Below are 18,948 nucleotides of genomic sequence, written 5' to 3'. Positions count from 1 at the left end.
GTTCCCACAGCCGTCATTGCGAGCGCAGCGAAGCAATCCAGCATCTCTCCGCGGAGACAGCTGGATTGCTTCGTCGCTTCGCTCCTCGCAATGACGGTGATAAACATGGCGCATGTCCAAAGTCACCCCGGCCACCCGTACGCTTGAAGCTGCCCGCATTGCCTTCACCGTCCACACCTACGACTACGATCCTGACGCCGAGAGCATCGGCCTGCAGGCGGCGGCCGCGCTCGGCGAGGATCCCGCGCGGGTGCTGAAGACGCTAATGGCGCTGGTGGACGGCAAGCCGGTTTGCGTCATCGTCCCCTCCAACCAGGAAGTCTCGATGAAGAAGCTCGCCGCGGCCGCGGGCGGCAAGTCGGCGCAGATGATGAAGCCGCCGGAGGCCGAACGCGTCACCGGCTACAAGGTCGGCGGCATCAGCCCATTCGGGCAGCGCAAGCCGGTCCGCACCGTGATCGAGAGAAGCGCGCTCACGCATGAGCTGGTCTATCTCAATGGCGGTCAGCGCGGCTTGCAGGTGCGGATGAAGCCGACCGATGTGCGGGACGCCGTGAAGGCGGTCGTGGCCGACGTGCTGGCATGAGCATCCGCTACTGCCTCTGCAGCAGCTTGAGACGACAGCGCAGCGCCTCGCGGATATGCGCACGGGCGAGCTGCTCGGCATTGTTGCCGTCACGCGCGGCGATGGCGTCGATGATGGCCAGGTGCTCGCTATGGCTGGTCGAGGGACGCCCCGTCACGGTGAAGGTGGTCGGACCGAGCAGGGCGATCCAGTCCTGCAATTCGCGCGAGGCGTTGTCGAGATAGCGGTTGCGCGCTGCGCGGCAGATCGCCTCGTGGAAGGCCCGGTTGAGCCTTGCCCTTTCCCTTGCCATCTCGGCGGCGTCCGTTTCGGAGGCTTCGACAAAGGCCTGCTCGATATCCCTGAGCGCATCCACCTCGGGTGCAGAGGCATGCTCGGCGGCAAGGCGCGCGGCGGCGCCTTCCATGATCTCGCGCATGGCGTAGAGCTCGAGCACCTCCGAGATGTCGAGGTTGCGCACGATCAGCCCGCGGCCGCCGGCGGGCTCGACGAAGCCGCGCGCGGCGAGCCGGCCCAGCGCTTCCCGCACCGGCGTGCGGCTGACTTTCAGCCGCTGGGCGACCTCCTCCTCGCGCAGGCGATCGCCGGCGCGGTAGCTGCCGGCCTGGAGCGCCTCGCAGAGCGAACGGAACACGGCTTCGCCGAGCGCGACACTACCATCGCGTGCAATCGATCCGCCTGCCTTTGCCGGACGTCTGGCCATGGCCCTCAACTCGCATCCTGCCCATGCAGAGATGTTGCTTGCGCCGCTTCTGTATATCTTTGTATACAAAAGTACGCAACAGCGAAGCCGGTTGACCGGAGCTGTTGGCGGGCAGAATGTCTCTAACTTCGTCGCATCGGACGGACGCGCATGGGCAGCAAATACGACGTGCTGGTGATCGGCGGCGGCAACGCGGCGCTGTGCGCGGCGATCGCAGCACGGCGTGGCGGCGCTTCGGTCCTCGTGCTCGAAGGGGCGCCAAAGTTCTATCGTGGTGGCAACACCCGTCACACCCGCAACATGCGCTGCGCCCATGACGCCGCGACCGAAATCCTGACCGGGCCCTACACAGAAGATGAATTCTGGGAGGATCTGCTGCGCGTGACCGGCGGGCAGACCGATGAGGTGCTCGCCCGCCACATGATCCGGGAGTCCAAGGACATCCTGAACTGGATCGTGGAGCAGGGCGTGCGCTGGCAGCCCTCGCTCGGCGGCACGCTGAGCCTCGGCCGCACCAACTCTTTCTTCCTCGGCGGTGGCCGCGCCATGCTGAACGCGCTGTATCTGACGGCCGAGCGGCTCGGCGTCGACGTCGAATACGATGCGGAGGTCACCGACCTCGTGATCGAGGACGGCATGTTCCTCGCCGCGCGTCTGAAGCGGCCGATCAAGGGCGAGAGCGAGATCCGCGCGACCTCGCTGGTGGCGGCTGCCGGTGGCTTCGAGGCCAACATCGAATGGCTGAAGCAATACTGGGGCGAGGCCGCCGACAATTTCCTGATCCGCGGCACGCCCTATAATCGCGGCTCGATCCTGAAGATGCTGCTCGCCAAGGGCGTGCAGGAGGTCGGCGATCCCACCCAGTGTCATGCGGTCGCGATCGACGCCCGCGCGCCGAAATTCGACGGCGGCATCATCACGCGCCATGACTCGGTCGTGTTCGGCATCGTCGTGAACAAGCATTCGCAGCGCTTCTACGACGAAGGCGAAGACATCTGGCCGAAGCGCTACGCGATCTGGGGGCGGGTGGTCGCGGCGCAGCCCGACCAGATTGCCTACATCATCTTTGATTCCACCGTCGTCACCAGTTTCATGCCGACGCTGTTTCCGCCGATCGCCGGACAAACCATCGCCGAGCTCGCGGGCAAGCTGGAGCTCGATCCGGCCGCGCTGGAAAAGACCATCACCGAGTTCAATGCCGCTGTGCGGCCCGGGACGTTCGATCATACGATCCTCGACGATTGCGTGACCGAAGGCATCACGCCGCCCAAGACCCACTGGGCGCGCAAGATCGAGACGCCGCCCTATCTTGCCTATCCGGTGCGGCCCGGCATCACCTTCACCTATCTCGGCACGCGCGTGAACAAGGACGCGCGGATGCTGATGGCTGACGGCAAGCCGTCCGCAAACATGTTCGCAGCCGGCGAGATCATGGCGGGCAATGTGCTCGGCAAGGGCTATGCGGCCGGCATGGGCATGACCATCGGCAGCGTGTTCGGGCGGATCGCAGGACGGGAAGCGGCGAAACATGCACGGAACTAGAATCCTTGATGAAGCCGACCGTCTGATGACGGTCTGCAATTCCTGCCGCTATTGCGAGGGCCTGTGTGCGGTGTTTCCGGCCATGGAGATGCGGCGTGCGTTCTCCGACGGCGACCTCAACTATCTCGCCAACCTCTGCCATTCCTGCGGCGCCTGCTACGTCGACTGCCAGTTCTCGCCGCCGCACGAATTCAACGTCAACGTTCCCAAAACGCTGGCGGTTGCACGCGCGGAATCCTATGCGGCCTATGCCTGGCCGCAGGCGCTGTCCGGCACCTTCGCGCGCAACGGGCTCGTCATCAGCATCGTTGCCGCGCTGAGCATGGCCGCCTTCATTCTCGGTTTCGCCGTGCTGAACGACCGCGGCGTGCTGTTTGGCGTGCACACCGGCCCCGGCGCGTTCTACAAGCTCATGCCACACAACGCGATGGCCGCGCTGTTCAGCGCCGCGTTTCTCTACGCGATCCTCGCGCTGGTCATGAGCGTGCGCGCGTTCTGGCGCGATATCGGCACACCGATCGGTGGCCGCGTCGATGGCGGCTCGATTTTCCAGGCGATCCGCGATGCCGGCGAGCTGCGTTATCTCCATGGCGGCGGTGTCGGCTGTTACAACGAGGACGACAAGCCGACCGACCGGCGCAAGCTTTTTCACCACCTCACGTTCTACGGCTTCCTGCTGTGCTTCGCCGCGACCTCGGTCGCCACGCTCTATCATTATCTGCTCGGCCGCGAGGCGCCGTATCCGTGGTGGGATCTGCCTGTCGTGTTGGGTACGCTCGGTGGCATTGGCCTCATCGCCGGTCCGATCGGGCTGCTCGTCGCGAAGTCGCGCCGTGCACCGGAGCTGGTCGACGAGCAACGTTACGGCATGGATGTCGGCTTCATCGCCATGCTGTTCCTGACCGGGCTCACCGGCATGCTGCTGCTGGTCCTGCGCGAGACCGCCATGATGGGGCCGCTGCTGGCGCTGCATCTCGGCGCGGTGTTCGCGCTGTTCATCACCATGCCCTACGGCAAATTCGTGCACGGCATCTACCGCTTCGCGGCGCTGGTGCGCTATGCGCAGGAGCGGCGAACGGAGGCTTAAATCGTCACGTCGGACTGAAGCGACCGTCGCGCAGGAAAGCGATGGTCTGGGAGATTGCGGTGGTATGCCGCGGAAGGCCGGTATGCGACGCCTTCACGACGACGGCGTCAGCCATGCCTGATAGCATCGCGCTTTGCACCGACACCCGTCCATCGTTGGGCTTCGGGAGAACGAACAGGCCTGCGACCGGATCGATGAAGCGGTTTCCCGCGATCACGCCGATGGGATAGTCCACTTCAGGCAAAGCGTCCCGCCGGGTCGCGGTCGTGAGCTCAAGCCCGGCGGGCCCGTAGAAGGCGCGGTAGAGACGCGAGCCGCTCAAGAGATCGGCGACCTCGCTGCCGCCGTTCGGCGTGCCAAGCATCACCACGCCGGCAAGCCGGGTCGGTCGATATTTCGCGATATAGGTACGAGCCACGAGGCCGCCCATCGAATACGCAACGAAGTGAAGCGGCGTATCGCGCCCGGCAAACTCCGAGATCGCCGGATGGATGTCGTCCGCAAGCGCCGCGATCGGCCTGCTACGGCTGGAATAGTCGAGGTTGAGCGTCGCAAACCCGGCCGCCTGGAGCGCCCGCTCCAGCTTTTTCAGGGATGCCGAGGTGCGCGCGATGCCGTGAAGCAGAACCACTCCCGGGCACCGCGCATCGCCTTTCAAGGCCACCTCGTGCATGTCTTTCAGGCGACCTCGCGTTCCGGCGCGGACGCTTGTTCGCGGGCCATGGTCGTTGCCGTGACATAGTCGGTCTTGCCGGTGCCGAGCAGTGGCACCTTGTCGACCACCATGATCGTGGCGGGCACGGTCAGCTCGGAAGCGCCGATTGCTTTGGCCCGGGCCTGCATCGCGCTGCGCTCGGCATTCTTCTCCGTCGTCAGCAGGACGATACGCTCGCCCTTGCGCTGGTCCGGGATAGACACGGCGACCGAGCCGGCCTGCGGCCACAGCGTCGTCGCGATGCTTTCGACCGCCGACAGCGAGACCATTTCGCCGGCGATCTTGGCAAAGCGCTTGGCACGGCCCTTGATGGTGATGAAGCCGGCGGCGTCGATTGCGACGATGTCGCCGGTGTCGTGCCAGCCTTCGGGCAGCACTTCGAGCACGCCGGGGTTTTCGGCCCTGAGATAGCCGAGCATCACGTTCGGCCCGCGAACCGAGAGACGACCACCTTCCTCGATGCCGGGGACCGGATCGAGCTTGCTCTCCATCAGCGGCGAGAGGCGGCCGACGGTGCCGGGGCGGTTGGCCATCGGCGTATTCATCGCCAGCACCGGCGCCGTCTCGGTGACGCCATAGCCCTCGAGGATGCGGATGCCGTAGCGTTCCATGAACACCTGGCGCGTGCGGTCCTTGACCGCCTCCGCGCCTGCGATCACGAGGCGCAGGGTACGGAAGTCGTAGACATGTGCCGAGCGGGCATAGCCGGTGAGGAACGTGTCGGTGCCGAACAGGATCGTGGCGCCGGTCTGGTAGATCAGCTCGGGCACGATGCGATAGTGCAGCGGCGAGGGGTACATGTAGATAGGGATGCCCGCGAGCATTGGCATCATCATTCCGCCTGTCAGGCCGAAGGAGTGGAACACCGGCAGCACGTTGAACACCTTGTCATCGGCGTTGGCATCGACCCGCGCCAGCGCCTGCGCCGCGTTGGCGAGGATGTTGCGGTGGGACAGCACCACGCCCTTGGGCGTGCCTTCCGAGCCCGACGTGAACAGCACGACGGCCGGATCGTTGGCCTGGCGGGTAACGCGCGGGGCGGTGCCGGCCAATAGGCCCTTGATCTTGTCGGCGGTGCCGATGGAAGCACGAACATCCTCGAGATAGACGATTCGTGCCTCAGCCGAGATCGCGGCTACCAGCTTGTCGAGCTTGCCCTTCTCGATGAACGCCTTTGACGTCAGCACGGTCCTGACCTGCGCAGCCTTCATGGCAGCGAGAACGTTGACCGGGCCGGCCGAGAAGTTGAGCATGGCCGGAACGCGGCCGATGCCTTGCAGCGCCATGAAGACGACCGCGACGCCTGCGGAGTTCGGGAGTAGCACGCCGACATTCTCGCCGGCCATGGTGCCGGCCTCTAACTTGCGGCTCAGGACCTGCGCGCCAAGGATCAGCTTGCGATAGGTCAGCTTGGTGCCGAGCGCGTCCTCGATGATCACCTTGCCGGTGTCGCGGTCGCGATAGGCGTGTCCGAGCGCTTCGAACAGCGTGTGATCGAGCATGGCATTCTTGACCATCGCGTCGATCATGACGTCCTGGAGCGCAGCGCCCGCGGCGTTGCGGCGTGCCTTGCCCTTCAGCTCCGAAGCGACCGGCAGCTTGACCGGCGGCAGGATCGTGACCGTCACCCGCGGAAACCATGAGCGCTTGATCTGGCTGGAGTTGAGGTAGCTCAGATGCGAACGCTGGGCGCCTTCGATGCGAACAGGCACGACGACGGCGTCGGCCTTGTCCGCGATCATCGCGGTGCCGTCATAGACCTTCATCAGCGAGCCGGAGACGGTGATGCGTCCTTCCGGGAAGATCACAACGGGCTCGCCCGCGGCGACGAGCTTGATCAGGTCGCGCGCCGCCAGCGGCTTGGTCGGGTCCATGGTGTAGTGCTTGACCACGCGCAGGAACGGCTTGGCCCACCAGGCTTTGGAGATGCCGGTGTCGACCGCGAAGCTGGCGTCGATCGGCAGCACGGCGTGCAGCAGCGGGCCGTCGATCAGGCTGACGTGATTGGGCGCGATCAGCATGCGCGTGCCTGATGGCGGCAGGTTCTCGAGCCCGCGCACTTCGGTGCGGAACAGCGCGCGGAACAGCAGCGCGCCGAAATCGCGCACGCCTTCCTTGCCCCATTTGGTCAGCACGAACCACACCGCGCCGAAGCTGGCGACGCCAAGGCCGAGGAAGATCCAGCCGACATGCAAGCCAGCTCCCTGCAGCAGCGCGACGAACAGCGAGCCTGATACCATGAAGGCAGCCTGCAGCACGTTGCCGGCGGCGATGATGCGGGCGCGCTCGTTCGGCTCCGACCAGGCCTGCACCGCTGCGAAGGAGGGAACGACGAACAGGCCACCACCGAACGCGAAGACGACGAAGTCGATCAGCATGCGCAGACCGCCAAACGAGGTCGCGAAATCGATCGCGGCGATGTCGTTGCCTTTAACTGCGACGCTGATGGCCCAGGCAAGGTCGATGCCGGCAAATCCCATCATGATGGCGCCGATCGGCACCAGCGCGAGGTTCGGACGAACGTGGCTCAGGCTGGCCGCAAACAACGAGCCGATGGCAATGCCGATCGCGAAGATCGCAAGGCACAGCGTCACCACGCCTTCGCTGCCGCCGACAACGTCCTTGACCAGCGCCGGCAGCAGCGACAGCACGATCGCGCCGACCAGCCAGAACCAGGAGACGATCACGGTGCCGTCCCAGAGACGGTGATCGGCATACAGCGTCTTGAGCAGGCCGAGCGTCGAGGTCCAGGGATTGGCATCGACGGGCAGATCAGGTGCGGAGGGCGTTGTCTGCGGAATGCGCGAGGCAAAGGCCCAGGACAGCAGGGCCAGCACGACCACGGCCGATGCGACCCAACCCATATGAGCGGAGCCCGCGACGAATTGGCCGCCGGCGACAGTGCCGACCAGGATCGCCATGAAGGTCGCGCCTTCGACCAGCGCGTTGCCGGTAGCGAGCTCGCCGAGCCCGAGCTGGTCCGGCAGCATGGAGTATTTCACGGGGCCGAACAGCGCGGCGATGATGCCGAACAGCGCAAGCGCGGTGAACAGCAACGGCACCGAGTGCATGAAGAAACCGGCAGCGGCGAAGCCCGCTGCGAAGATCTCGGCAAACTTCAATCGCCTAGCGACAACCGATTTGACGTATTTGTCGGCGAGCTGGCCGCCGAGACCCGACAAGATGAAGTAGGGGAAGATGAAGACGGCACCTGCCACCGTCACCAGGGCATCGCCGTGGCCCGTTGCGGCGCTGTAAAGCAGGATGATGACGAGTGCGTTCTTGAGCACGTTGTCATTGAGCGCCGAGAAAAATTGCGCCCAGAACAGCGGCGCAAATCGGCGTGACGACATCAATTCCCTGATCATGACGAGTCCTGTTTTGGAAAGGCAGCCTGAGGTTGTTACGTTGTGGGTGAAACATCACGACCGGAAGGGTGTGGGGGAGCGAATGCAGGCGAGGATGCTTGCCGGCCTGTTGTGTCCCCCTCGGTCCCTCCGATCCTGTTGGTCTCCAGTCTGTCTCGTTAGGTTCGCAAATATCCGGTCGCGGCCGCAGCTTCGGGCGGAAATGCCGCGATTATGGGGATATCGCCGGGCCCGATAAGGAAAAGCTGAACGGCATCCCTGACTTTCGCCGGGTCGGCCGGCATTGTCCGGACATAGTAAGTCCTTTGTTGCGATGGGCGCTCGCATTCGAGTGGACCTGCATGCGCATCGGCCTCTCCTTCAGGTGAGATGAGCCAGATGGCGAAACGGGTTGAGGCGGCCAAGCAGGCTGACGCGGCGGCCGTAGCGGGCGCGGTTGGTCCGCCACATCAGGAAGGTCGCGCGGCGCTCGGCGAGCACGCCGGCGATGTCGCAAGCATTTGCAATCCGATCGATCGGCGCCATTGCGAGCCGCAGGGCAGCACGGCCGAAGCCGCTGACCAGGGCTGCGGCGTCATCGACGAAGGAGGAGGCAATATCAACAGCGAGGGTTTGCATTTTGCAGGTCTCCGGGTTAAATTGAACATTGTTCACATGAGTAGCTTGAAAATGAACATTGTTCAAGAAGAATCGCTGCGAGATCAGAAAAAAAATCGCCGGCGGCTCCAGATCCTGGAGATCGCCCGCGGCATTATTGCCTCTAAAGGTCTGAGATCGTTGAAGGTTCGGGACGTTGCGGACGCCGTCGGCTGCTCCGTCGGCAGTGTTTATAACGAGTTCGACGACTTCGACGGGGTCATCCTGACCGTCAACCGGGAGACGGTTCAGGCGCTTACGGCGCGGCTTGTCTCGGTTCCCTCCGGGGATCCGGTGCGCCAACTCTATGGATTGGCCGAGACCTATCTCGATTTCTTCACTGAAAACGCCAATCTGCTGCGCTCGCTGTTCGAGCATCGCATGGAGGACGACCGTCCGTATCCCGATGACATCCTTCAGATGGTGATGGACGCCTTCGCGCTGATGCATTCACCTCTGGTGCGTGTGCTGCCGAATGCGGACGACGTGAAGATCGCGCTACTGTCGCGCACGCTGTTTTCGGCCGTCCACGGCATCATCTCGCTCGGCCTCGAAGAGCGTATGGTCGCTGTGCCGCCGCAGCTGCTGCGCCAGCAGGTCACACAGTTCCTCGACGCGCATCTTGTGGGTCTTGGAGTCTTGCCGGCACGATAGGGCGATCGTCACGCGCGTGCCGCTTCACGTGGCCGCGCGGCGACGAGGACGACATCCGCCTTCCCATTGTCAAACTGAACCCGATTGCGTCCCTTGTCCTTGGCGCGATAGCAGGCGGCATCGGCCCGACGCATCGCCTCTTCGAGCGTCGTGTCGCGTTCGGTGATGCAGGTGACGCCAATGCTGCCGGTCACCGCGAAGCAGCGATCCTCCCAGGAGAAGTTGAACAGCTCGAGCGACCGCCGCAGCCGCTCGGCGATGTCGACCGCGTCATAGGGCGCACATCGCGGCAGGATCAGAGCGAATTCATCGCCGCCGAGTCGGGCGACCAGATCGCGCGGCCGCCGATCCTGCTGCAACAGGTGCGCGACCTGACACAGCAGCCGGTCGCCGGCGAGGTGGCCGCAGCTGTCGTTGACGCTCTTGAACTGATCGAGGTCGAGCAGGATCAGACTGAGCAGACCCGCCGCGTTGTCGTCGAGTTCGCGTTGCAGCCGTGCCTCGAAGGCGCGGCGGTTGGAGAGGCCCGTGAGCCAGTCATGCGACGCCTGATAGGCCAGGCGTTCCTTCTCCGCGTGCAAGGCATCCTCGAATGCCTGCCGTTGCAACACCAGTCGCCGCGTATGCCAGATCAGAAGCAGGATCAGTGCTGCGGCGGTGATGATATTGACGCCGGTCAGCGTCACCTTGATGGTGCGAGAGCCTTCGCCGAGGGCGGTCGAGAACCGCTCGGCATGTCCGGTGAACTGCCTGTTCAGTTCCGAAAGCCGCGACGACAGGAATTGCAGGCGATCGGGGCTGCGGACAGGGCCGTCCTTCAGGTCGTTCCGGATCACTTCACTGAAGATGCTAAGCTCCAGCAGCATCGGATCGGTGGCAGCCCACTCCCGGATCGCCTCCTGAAAGAAGTTGATGCCGCTGAAATTACGGAACAACCAGATCATGCCCGGAACGTCGTCCGGATGGTTGCCGCCCTGCAGAAGGCCGATACGGGCGGTCTCGACGTCGACCGGATCGCGTTCGAGGGCCCACCTTGCATATTCGTCGCCGATCGGGACGGCGATCGAGGACTGATACCGCGCAAACTGGCTGGCTTCGCCCGAATGCAGATAAAGAGTGAGGAAATAGACGGCGTTCTTCTGCGAGCGCGACCACACCGCCTCACCCGCGACATAGGCGCGAACCGACGACATCACCTCCAAACTGAATCCGGCAATGGTCGCCTGGAGCACGACGACCATGACGAATGGCGAGACGAGCTTGATGACGTGAAGGAAGCTGCGTTCCTTCGCCGACGTTGCGGTTCTGCGAAACACCCTGCGTTCCCCAAATCACTCAACGACCCCAGCGGAGCGTTCCGCCGACAACGCCGATTACGCGAGAACGCTGCCTAGTGCACCCCGAAAAAGTCCCAAGACCATCTCGCAGGGTGAAGGCGTTGTGAAACCGATATGGCAAATGCGACGGAGCCGGAACCTCGCGGCATCGGCGCAGCCGATCCCGCCGAATCCGGCCTTTGCGATTTACTCGCTTGAGAGATTTGGCCGATCGCTAGACCAGCACCGGCTGACGCACGCGCCCGGCATCGCCGAACACGCGCAAATAGCGCTCGATCTCGGAGGGCATTCCGGTCGCCTTCTCCGGATTGTCGGAGAGCTTGACGGCCGGACGCCCGTCGACCGACGACACCTTGCAGACCAGCGAAATCGGATCGAGGTTGAACGAGCCGTCCGGCGCACAGCCGACGAAGTCGTTGGTGAGGTTGGTGCCCCAGCCGAACGAGAGCCGCACGCGACCGGCGAAGTGGTGATAGGTCTCCTCGATCGAGCCGACGTCCATCGCATCGGAGAAGACGAGTAGCTTGTCCTTGGGATTGCGGCCCTTCTTCTGCCACCACGCGACGATCTCCTCGCCGGCCTGGATCGGCGGCGCACTGTCGGGGCGGAAGCCGGTCCAGTCGGCAACCCATTCCGGCGCATCGCGCAGGAAGGCTTTGGTGCCGAAAGCGTCCGGCAGGGCGATCAGGAGATTGCCGCCATAGGTCTGGCGCCACTGATCGAGGATGCGATAGGGCGCCCAGCGCAATTCCTCGTCGTCCTTGGCGAGCGCGGCCGCGACCATCGGCAGCTCGTGTGCATTGGTGCCGATCGCTTCGAGATCGTTGTCCATCGCCAGCAGGACGTTGGACGTACCGATGAAGGACGGTCCCAGCCCTTCCTTCACCGCTTCCACGCACCAGCGCTGCCAGAGAAAACCGTGGCGGCGGCGGGTGCCGAAGTCGGACAGCCGCAAATTCTCCAGCTTGCGCAGCCGCTCCACCTTGGTCCACAGCTTGGCCTTGGCGCGGGCATAGAGCACGTCGAGCTCGAAGCGGCCGCGGCCCTTCATCGCAGCCCGCGAGCGCAATTCGTTGAGGATGGCGAGGGCCGGAATCTCCCACATCGAGGTGTGGGTCCACGGGCCGTGGAAGTGCAGCTCGTACTGGCCCTCGACCTTGCGCAGCTCGTATTCGGGAAGGCGAAATTCGGCGAGCCAGCGGATGAAATCCGCCGAGAACATGTGGGTCTTGCCATAGAAGGTGTTACCGGCAAGCCAGATCAGCTCCTTCTTGGTGAAGCGGATGGTGCGGGCATGGTCGAGCTGGGCGCGCAGCTCGCTCTCATCGATGGTCTCGGCAAGCCGCACATGGCGCGAACGGTTGATGACCGAGAACGTGACTTGCTGATCCGGATAGGATTCCCGAATCATTTGTAACATCAACAGCTTATAGAAATCGGTATCCAGCAGGCTGCGGATGATGGGATCCAGCCGCCAGCTGTGATTGTAGGTTCGGCTTGCAATATCGGTCACTGTCATGACCGAATTCTAGCGTGGCCGCTCGCGCGCAACCAGTGGGTTTGCTGAGGGATAGGCCCTCACCGCCGCAGCAGCAGAGAATTAGCCGCCGCCGGCGGTCGTGGCTGCGACGATCTCGAGCTGGCTCCTGACCCAGCGATGCGCCGGGTCTTTCTGGTAGCGCTGGTGCCAGACCATGAACATCGGAAGCTCGGCCAGCGTGCGCGTGCGTGAGGCCAGCGGAATCCGCGTCTGCGCGAAGCCGCGCATCACGCCGGATGCCAGCAGGCTCGGCATGCTCGCCAGCATCTGCGTCCCGCGCAGGAACGACGGCACGCCGGAGAAGCTCGGCACCGAGATGGCGATGTCGCGGTGGAAGCCGTTCGCGGCGAGCCGGCGGTCGAAGTCGAGCCGCTCATTGTCGGTATAGACCACGGTGATGTGTCGCGCCGCGAGATAGGCGCTTCGGTCCGACGGTGCGGCGCGCGCCTTGGGATCGAAGTAGCAGACGTAGTGATCGCTCAAGAGCCGCTTCTGCACGATGTCGATGCCGGACGGCGGCAGTGGGGTAATCAACAGGTCGCAGCGATTTTCGCGCAGCATCGCGGGTGAGGGCGATTGCGACGGGATCACGCGCAGGTTCAGATTCTTCACCTGCGCGGCAACATGGTCGAAGAAGCGTGGCAGCAGTAGGTCGCGCTGGAAATCATTGGCGGCGATCGTCAGCGAAAGCTGCGCGCTTGCCGGCTCGAAGGTGACGCCGCCGGCGAAGCTGCGCATTTCGTCGATCAGCGCGCGCGCCTTGACGGCCAGGGCTTGGGCATGGGCGGTGGCGACGATGCCGCGGCCGGATTTTGCGAACAAGGGATCGCCGACGATCCGCCGCAGCTTGTTCAGGCCGTGACTGACGGCCGATTGCGTCAGGCCGAGGCGTGTCGCGGCTGCTGTCACCGAACCCTCTTCCAGCACCGCGAGGAAAAGTTCGAGGGCGTGACCGTCGAGGGCCAAATGATCGATTTTGTTCATGTAATTCATTATAACCGATCTATTTATCTTGAGAATGGGGGACGGCATTATCGTTCAATAAGCCGCGCCCCCGGTCCCCGGGGCGCCCCCAGGGAGAGACAACGCCGATGAATGTCCAGGCGCCAGCCTTGCAGGATCCCCGCCTCAACCGACCCGAGCCGTTCACGCCACGCGATGGCGGCTTCTTTCAGCGCGACCGCACCATCCATCCCCCGGCCTACGCACCCGGCTATAAATCCTCGGTGCTGCGCTCGCCGCGCCAGTCACTGCTGTCGATCGAGAACTCGGTTTCGGAGATCACGGGGCCGGTGTTCGGCCACAACGATCTCGGGCCGCTCGACAACGATCTGATCCGCAACTACGCCAAGGACGGCGATCCTGTCGGCGAGCGCATCGTCGTTCACGGCCGCGTGCTCGATGAGACCGGCCGCGGCGTTCCCAACACGCTGGTAGAGTTCTGGCAGGCCAATGCCGGCGGCCGTTACAGGCACAAGAAGGACACGTATCTGGCGCCGATCGATCCGAACTTCGGCGGCTGCGGCCGTGCGCTGACCGACGACACCGGCTACTATTATTTCCGCACCGTGAAGCCCGGTCCTTACCCCTGGCGCAACTTCGTCAACAGCTGGCGCCCCGCCCATATCCACTTCTCGGTGTTCGGCTCCGGCTTTGCGCAGCGGCTGATCACGCAGATGTACTTCGAGGGCGATCCCCTGATCCCGATCTGCCCGATCCTGACGACGATCCCGGACAAGGACGCGCTCGACCGTCTGGTCGCGCCGCTCGACCTCAATGCCGCGACGCCGTTCGACTCGCTCGCCTACCGCTTCGACATCGTGCTGCGCGGCCAGCGCTCCACCTATTTCGAAAATCGCCCCGAAGGGAACTGAGCACATGCCGCAGCCGCTCAACTATCTCAAGGAAACCGCCTCGCAGACCGCAGGGCCCTACGTCCATATCGGCCTGATCCCGGCCATGGCGGGCTTCGATATCTTCGAGAAGAACTTTTCCAACGTGCTGGTGACGCCGAACACCAAGGGCGACCGCATCGTGCTGGAAGGCAAGGTGCTCGACGGCAGCGGCTCGCCGCTGCGCGACGTGCTGCTCGAGATCTGGCAGGCCAACGCGGCCGGCTGCTATAATCACCCGGCCGATCGCTCCGCCGGCGCGCGGGACCAGGATTTCCGCGGCTGGGGCCGCGGCGGCTCCGATTTCGAGAGTGGGCTGGTGACCTTCGAGACCATCAAGCCGGGCGCGATCGTCGACGGGGCAGGGCGCAAATGCGCGCCGCATGTCAATGTCTGGATCGTCGCGCGCGGCATCAATATCGGCCTCAACACGCGGCTCTATTTCTCCGACGAGGAAGCCGCCAACACCGCCGATCCCGTGCTCACCCTGGTCGAGCCGCCGGTGCGTCGCAAGACCCTGATCGCCACGCGCAGCGAGCGCGCCGGCAAGACCGTCTATTCCTTCACGATCAATTTGCAGGGCCCGGACGAGACGGTGTTCTTCGACGTCTGATTGATCCTGTTCAAAGGTGGAGCGGCCCCATCCGAAGGTGGGGCCGTTTCTGTTGTTGCGATCCCTAGAAGCCGGTCGGTCCCACCGCGCCGATCCAGTGCTTGACCTTGGTGCGATCGTTTTCGTCCATATAAAAGAAATGGACCATCGTGGGCCGCACCGGCGCGATACCGGGATCGTCGAAGCGCATCGCGACCTTGCCGTGGAAGACCTTCAACTCGGGACTATCCCAGAACTCGACGACGTCGTGGAGCGCCGTAAAACCGCGATCGATGAACTGCCGAAGGTTGTTGCGGATCGCCTCGCGGCCGTGCCAGTCCGCGACGCCGAGATTGCAGACGGCATCTTCGGCGAAACAGTCAAAACCCTTGCCAAAGGTCTTGTCGTCGATTTCCTTCCACATGGCGAGCAGCCATGCCGGCGGCGCAGTCTTGGTGAAGGTTTTGGTGGTCATGGTCTCTCCTTGCAGTGCCGTCGAATGGAGAACCTCGCCATTCGAGGCTGGACAGCGGCAACATAACCGGGCACGCTTTGGCGCAAATGCCAAAGACCCCTCTGATCTCGCCAAGTTCGATGTCACGTGCTGGGCGGGGTTCTGCACGCGTAATCGAGGTGCTGGCCTATCCAGCGGTACAGCTCCTCGACGTGACAGGGCCTCTCCAGGTGTTCGCGACTGCCAATGAGCAGATCGTGGAGGCGGGCGGAGCGCCGCCCTATATCCTCCGCGTGGTCGCGAAAGATCGCGCGCGCGTGACGGCATCGTCAGGACTCGAGATCGCGACGGGGCCGCTGTCGCGGAGCAGCGGGCCGGATACATTGGTTGTCGCAGGTGGTCCGGGCGTCGATGCCGCCGCCTCCGATCCGGCGCTGCTGGACTGGCTGCGGCAACGCGTGAAGAAGGCGCGGCGCGTGGCATCGGTCTGCACCGGCGCATTTCTGCTGGGTGCGTCGGGCGCACTCGACGGACGGCGCGCGGTCACCCATTGGTCATATTGCGCCGAACTCGCGAAGCGCTTTCCCGCCGTGCGTGTCGAGCCCGATCCGATCTTCGTGCGCGATGGCGCGATCTGGACCTCGGCAGGCGTGACCGCCGGAATCGATCTGGCACTGGCCCTGGTGGAGGAGGATCTCGGTCGCACCATTGCGCTCGCGGTGGCACGTTATCTCGTTGTCTTTCTCAAGCGGCCGGGCGGGCAGGCGCAGTTCAGCGAGGCGCTGTCGCTGCAATCGGCCGAGGACGAGTTCGGCGCGCTGCATCAATGGATCTGCAAGCATCTCACCGGCGACCTTTCGCTGTCCAGCCTGGCGCGCGAGGCCGGCATGAGCGAGCGCAGCTTCAGCCGACATTATGCCAAGGCCACCGGACTGACGCCGCTTCGCGCGATCGAGCGGCTGCGGGTGGAGGCTGCGCGGCGAATGCTCTCGGAGACACGCTTGCCCGTGAAGCGGATATCCAAGCGTTGCGGCTTCGGCTCCGAGGAGACCATGCGCCGCAGCTTTTTGCGCGTGCTGGCCACCGCGCCGCAGGACTATCGTCGTCGCTTCGGTTCGTGATCAGGACTAAAGTCTAGCCGAACGAACTCTTCTGAATAGGAACTATATCGTCTGACGATGTTTTCTTCGGCAGGTCCCTCGCGGAGGGTTTGCCATGAGCAAGCTGCAAGAACGCGAAACTGCCCCTGACGTCTATAATCTGTTTCTCGCCGCCGTCCTCTTCTTATCACCGTGGCTGTTCAAGCTGACCAACAGCCAGGGCAAGATCGACCTGTGGATCACCAGCGCGATCATTGTCGTGCTTTCGCTGGCAGCCATCATCGCTTACAGGGATTGGGAGGAATGGATCAACGTCCTGATGGGCGTCTGGCTCATCGCCTCGCCCTGGCTGCTCGGATTCCCGCACACGCGGGCGATGCATCTGAGCATCGGCTTCGGGATCGCCATCGTGCTTCTGGCACTGCTGGATCTCTTCCTTCACTACGAAAGGAGGCACCCGGAGGATATGCCCGCGGAGCCCGGGCGGGAGACGGCGCATCAGTAACGGGGTGCTTCTTGGTTGAATGGTTTGCAAGAGGGCGCGCTATTCGCCGCCATGGAGCTGTGCGCGAAAGGTGCGCGGGGACAGGCCGGTGGCCGCGGCATAGACCCGGCTGAAATAGGCAGGGTCCTCGAAGCCGAGCGCGTAGGCGATCGTCGAGACCGGCAGGTTGGTGTAGACGAGGTTGCGGCGGGCTTCGCGGATCAGCCGGTTCAGGATCAGGTGCGAGGCGGTGTCGCCGGTCGCCGCGCGCGTGACCCGATTGAGGTGGGTCGGTGTGATCGCCAGCGCCTTCGCATAGTCCGCCACCGTCCAGCGCTCCAGATGATGCTGTTCGAGCAAGGCCTCGAAACGACGGAACAGATCTGTCTCTGCATTGCCGCCGGCGCCGCTCTCGCCGGTGAGCGCACGGGCCACGAGGCCGACCATGGCCGCCGATAATGCGCGCAGCACATGAGCGCGGCCGAAATCGCGTGCAGCATGTTCGGCAAAGATCTGCTTCATGGTCGCGCGGATCTGGGGTGTGCCGCGAACCACGGCGGATCGCGACAGCACGCCGCGCAGACCCTCGGTGGCGAGCAGCGCCTCGTCCATGATCTCCGCGGCGATGGTCAGCACCCACCCCTGTGTTCCCGGAATGAAGCGGAAGCCATGGACGTGCCCGACCGGCACGTTGACGATCTGCGTCGGTTTCAATGGCACCACGCGTCCGTCGAGCGTCGCTTCGCCGCCGCCGCGCTCGATCAGCAGCACCTGGTGCAGCCTTGCGTGCCGGTGCACGGCGAGGGTCCAGTCATGCAGCACCGAGCGGGACGCAATCGTCTCGCAATGGACGACGTCCGGCAAATCTCCGGCTTCGCCGAACAGATTGTAGACCCGGATCGCCGGGGCGGGGGCTGTGGTCCTCATGTTCGAATAGTACAAGACATTGGCAAAACCCTCCATCGGTCCGGGCCTCGGAATCTGCAAAAAAGTACCGACGGGAGGACGGAAAAATGAAAGTTCAGGTCTGCATCATCGGCGGTGGGCCGTCCGGATTATTGCTGTCCCAGCTCCTGCACCTGAAGGGCATCGACACCATCGTGCTGGAGAAATACAGCCGCGAGCACGTGCTGGCCCGCATCCGCGCCGGCGTGCTCGAGCACGGTTTCGCTAGGCTGATGCGCGAGGCGCAATGCGGCGAGCGGATGGACCGCGAGGGTGAGATCCACAACGGCTTCGAGATCGCTCATGACGGCGTGCTCTCCCACATCGATCTGCACAAGCATTCCGGCGGCAATTCGGTGCTGGTCTACGGCCAGACCGAGCTGACCCGCGATCTCTACGAGGCGCGCGATCGGCACGGTGGCAAGGTGGTGCACAATGCCGAGGACGTGATGCCGCATGATCTGACCTCGGACCGGCCCTACGTGACGTATCGCGTCAACGGCCAAGCCGTGCGGGTCGATTGCGACTACATCGTCGGCGCCGACGGTTTTCACGGCGTCAGCCGCAAATCGATCCCGAGGGACGTGTTGCGCGAATATGAGAAGATCTATCCGTTCGGCTGGCTGGGCGTGCTGTCGCGCACCAAGCCGGTGTCGCCGGAGCTGATCTATGTGAAGCACGAACGCGGTTTCGCGCTCTGCTCGCTCCGCTCACAGGTGCTGAGCCGTTATTACGTCCAGGTGCCGCTAACCGACAAGGTGGAGGATTGGAGCGACGATGCGTTCTGGGCCGAGCTGAAGCGTCGCCTCCCTGATGACGTCGCCGCGCGACTGATCACCGGCCAATCGATCGAGAAGAGCATTGCGCCGCTGCGCAGCTTCGTCGCCGAGCCGATGAGTTATGGTCGCCTGTTCCTCGCCGGCGATGCCGCCCATATCGTGCCGCCGACCGGCGCGCGTGGGCTGAACAGCGCCGCCTCGGATATCTATTATCTCTACCACGCGATGCTCTCGCATTATCAGCATGGTGACGATTCCGGACTGAAGGGCTATTCCGCCAAGGCGCTCGCGCGGATATGGAAGGCGCAACGCTTCTCGTGGTGGATGACGATGATGCTGCACCGTTTCCCCGATCGCTCCGAGTATGAAGACCGGCTCCAGCAGACCGAGCTGGACTATCTGCTCTCGTCCGAGACAGCACAGCGGTTGCTCGCGGAGAATTATGTAGGGCTGCCGTTCTAGATCGGAAAACGTCGATCTCTTTCCTTCTCCCCTTGTGGGAGAAGGTGGCGCGAAGCGCCGGATGAGGGGTTC

18 protein-coding genes are annotated in these 18,948 nt (G+C 63.9%); 9 read left to right on the top strand and 9 right to left on the bottom strand.

The window, feature by feature from the left end:
* The first annotated feature begins 112 nt into the window (after window positions 1-112).
* The gene (gene ybaK, locus Q0687_RS11850; protein WP_298876453.1) at window positions 113-586 is read left to right on the top strand and encodes a Cys-tRNA(Pro) deacylase; all 474 of its coding nucleotides are present in this window, start codon (window positions 113-115) and stop codon (window positions 584-586) included.
* A 7-nt stretch (window positions 587-593) separates the two neighbouring features.
* On the opposite strand, the gene Q0687_RS11845 is transcribed toward ybaK, so the two are convergent.
* Window positions 594-1,289 (bottom strand): GntR family transcriptional regulator, encoded by a 696-nt coding sequence (locus tag Q0687_RS11845; RefSeq protein ID WP_298876450.1) that lies wholly within the window; start codon window positions 1,287-1,289, stop codon window positions 594-596.
* A 150-nt stretch (window positions 1,290-1,439) separates the two neighbouring features.
* On the opposite strand from Q0687_RS11845, the gene tcuA reads away from it, so the two are divergent.
* Together tcuA and tcuB are read left to right on the top strand one after the other, a co-directional pair.
* Window positions 1,440-2,831 carry an FAD-dependent tricarballylate dehydrogenase TcuA gene (gene tcuA, locus Q0687_RS11840; protein WP_298876447.1) on the top strand — a complete coding sequence of 464 codons (1,392 nt, stop codon included), beginning with the start codon at window positions 1,440-1,442 and terminating at the stop codon, window positions 2,829-2,831.
* Window positions 2,818-3,918: a tricarballylate utilization 4Fe-4S protein TcuB gene (gene tcuB, locus Q0687_RS11835; protein ID WP_298876444.1), complete on the top strand. Its 1,101-nt coding sequence runs from the start codon at window positions 2,818-2,820 to the stop codon at window positions 3,916-3,918. The genes tcuA and tcuB overlap by 14 nt, the downstream gene beginning before the upstream one ends.
* A 4-nt stretch (window positions 3,919-3,922) precedes the next feature.
* Here tcuB and Q0687_RS11830 read toward each other — a convergent pair whose 3' ends face one another.
* The 3 genes from Q0687_RS11830 to Q0687_RS11820 form a co-directional block, all read right to left on the bottom strand.
* Window positions 3,923-4,591 carry an alpha/beta fold hydrolase gene (locus Q0687_RS11830; protein WP_298876441.1) on the bottom strand — a complete coding sequence of 223 codons (669 nt, stop codon included), beginning with the start codon at window positions 4,589-4,591 and terminating at the stop codon, window positions 3,923-3,925.
* Window positions 4,592-4,596: 5 nt separating this feature from the next.
* The gene (locus Q0687_RS11825; RefSeq protein WP_298876438.1) at window positions 4,597-8,001 is read right to left on the bottom strand and encodes an acyl-[ACP]--phospholipid O-acyltransferase; all 3,405 of its coding nucleotides are present in this window, start codon (window positions 7,999-8,001) and stop codon (window positions 4,597-4,599) included.
* Window positions 8,002-8,361: 360 nt separating this feature from the next.
* Entirely contained in the window at window positions 8,362-8,619 is a 258-nt protein-coding gene (locus Q0687_RS11820; RefSeq protein WP_298876435.1) for a hypothetical protein, read from the bottom strand.
* A 51-nt stretch (window positions 8,620-8,670) separates the two neighbouring features.
* Between Q0687_RS11820 and Q0687_RS11815 the strand changes: the two genes are divergently transcribed.
* Entirely contained in the window at window positions 8,671-9,291 is a 621-nt protein-coding gene (locus Q0687_RS11815; RefSeq protein ID WP_298876432.1) for a TetR/AcrR family transcriptional regulator, read from the top strand.
* Window positions 9,292-9,299: 8 nt separating this feature from the next.
* Here Q0687_RS11815 and Q0687_RS11810 read toward each other — a convergent pair whose 3' ends face one another.
* From Q0687_RS11810 to Q0687_RS11800, 3 genes are all read right to left on the bottom strand, one after another.
* Window positions 9,300-10,607 (bottom strand): GGDEF domain-containing protein, encoded by a 1,308-nt coding sequence (locus tag Q0687_RS11810; protein WP_298876429.1) that lies wholly within the window; start codon window positions 10,605-10,607, stop codon window positions 9,300-9,302.
* A gap of 235 nt (window positions 10,608-10,842) precedes the next feature.
* On the bottom strand, window positions 10,843-12,147 hold the full coding sequence (gene pncB, locus Q0687_RS11805) for a nicotinate phosphoribosyltransferase (protein ID WP_298876424.1): 1,305 nt from the start codon (window positions 12,145-12,147) through the stop codon (window positions 10,843-10,845).
* 81 nt (window positions 12,148-12,228) lie between these two features.
* Window positions 12,229-13,161: a LysR family transcriptional regulator gene (locus Q0687_RS11800; RefSeq protein WP_298876534.1), complete on the bottom strand. Its 933-nt coding sequence runs from the start codon at window positions 13,159-13,161 to the stop codon at window positions 12,229-12,231.
* Between the two features lie 98 nt (window positions 13,162-13,259).
* On the opposite strand from Q0687_RS11800, the gene pcaH reads away from it, so the two are divergent.
* The gene (gene pcaH / locus Q0687_RS11795; RefSeq protein WP_298876421.1) at window positions 13,260-14,042 is read left to right on the top strand and encodes a protocatechuate 3,4-dioxygenase subunit beta; all 783 of its coding nucleotides are present in this window, start codon (window positions 13,260-13,262) and stop codon (window positions 14,040-14,042) included.
* A 4-nt stretch (window positions 14,043-14,046) separates the two neighbouring features.
* Complete coding sequence (gene pcaG / locus Q0687_RS11790; protein WP_298876415.1) at window positions 14,047-14,673, top strand: protocatechuate 3,4-dioxygenase subunit alpha; 627 nt, start codon at window positions 14,047-14,049, stop codon at window positions 14,671-14,673.
* 64 nt (window positions 14,674-14,737) lie between these two features.
* Here the strand turns inward: pcaG and Q0687_RS11785 are convergent, their stop codons facing one another.
* Window positions 14,738-15,127 carry a nuclear transport factor 2 family protein gene (locus tag Q0687_RS11785; RefSeq protein ID WP_298876413.1) on the bottom strand — a complete coding sequence of 130 codons (390 nt, stop codon included), beginning with the start codon at window positions 15,125-15,127 and terminating at the stop codon, window positions 14,738-14,740.
* A 119-nt stretch (window positions 15,128-15,246) separates the two neighbouring features.
* Between Q0687_RS11785 and Q0687_RS11780 the strand changes: the two genes are divergently transcribed.
* Both Q0687_RS11780 and Q0687_RS11775 read left to right on the top strand, forming a co-directional pair.
* A complete protein-coding gene (locus Q0687_RS11780) occupies window positions 15,247-16,227 on the top strand; it encodes a GlxA family transcriptional regulator (protein ID WP_298876411.1) in 981 nt (326 codons plus the stop codon).
* Between the two features lie 94 nt (window positions 16,228-16,321).
* The gene (locus Q0687_RS11775; protein WP_298876409.1) at window positions 16,322-16,711 is read left to right on the top strand and encodes an SPW repeat protein; all 390 of its coding nucleotides are present in this window, start codon (window positions 16,322-16,324) and stop codon (window positions 16,709-16,711) included.
* 39 nt (window positions 16,712-16,750) lie between these two features.
* Here the strand turns inward: Q0687_RS11775 and Q0687_RS11770 are convergent, their stop codons facing one another.
* Entirely contained in the window at window positions 16,751-17,653 is a 903-nt protein-coding gene (locus Q0687_RS11770) for a helix-turn-helix domain-containing protein (protein WP_298876406.1), read from the bottom strand.
* A gap of 50 nt (window positions 17,654-17,703) precedes the next feature.
* On the opposite strand from Q0687_RS11770, the gene pobA reads away from it, so the two are divergent.
* Complete coding sequence (gene pobA, locus Q0687_RS11765) at window positions 17,704-18,876, top strand: 4-hydroxybenzoate 3-monooxygenase (RefSeq protein ID WP_298876403.1); 1,173 nt, start codon at window positions 17,704-17,706, stop codon at window positions 18,874-18,876.
* Window positions 18,877-18,948: the final 72 nt, after the last annotated feature.

Source organism: uncultured Bradyrhizobium sp. (assembly GCF_936928535.1).
Taxonomy (GTDB): domain Bacteria; phylum Pseudomonadota; class Alphaproteobacteria; order Rhizobiales; family Xanthobacteraceae; genus Bradyrhizobium.
The sequence above is the reverse complement of the archived record's forward strand: the minus strand, read 5'-3'. Positions and strand labels throughout refer to the sequence as shown.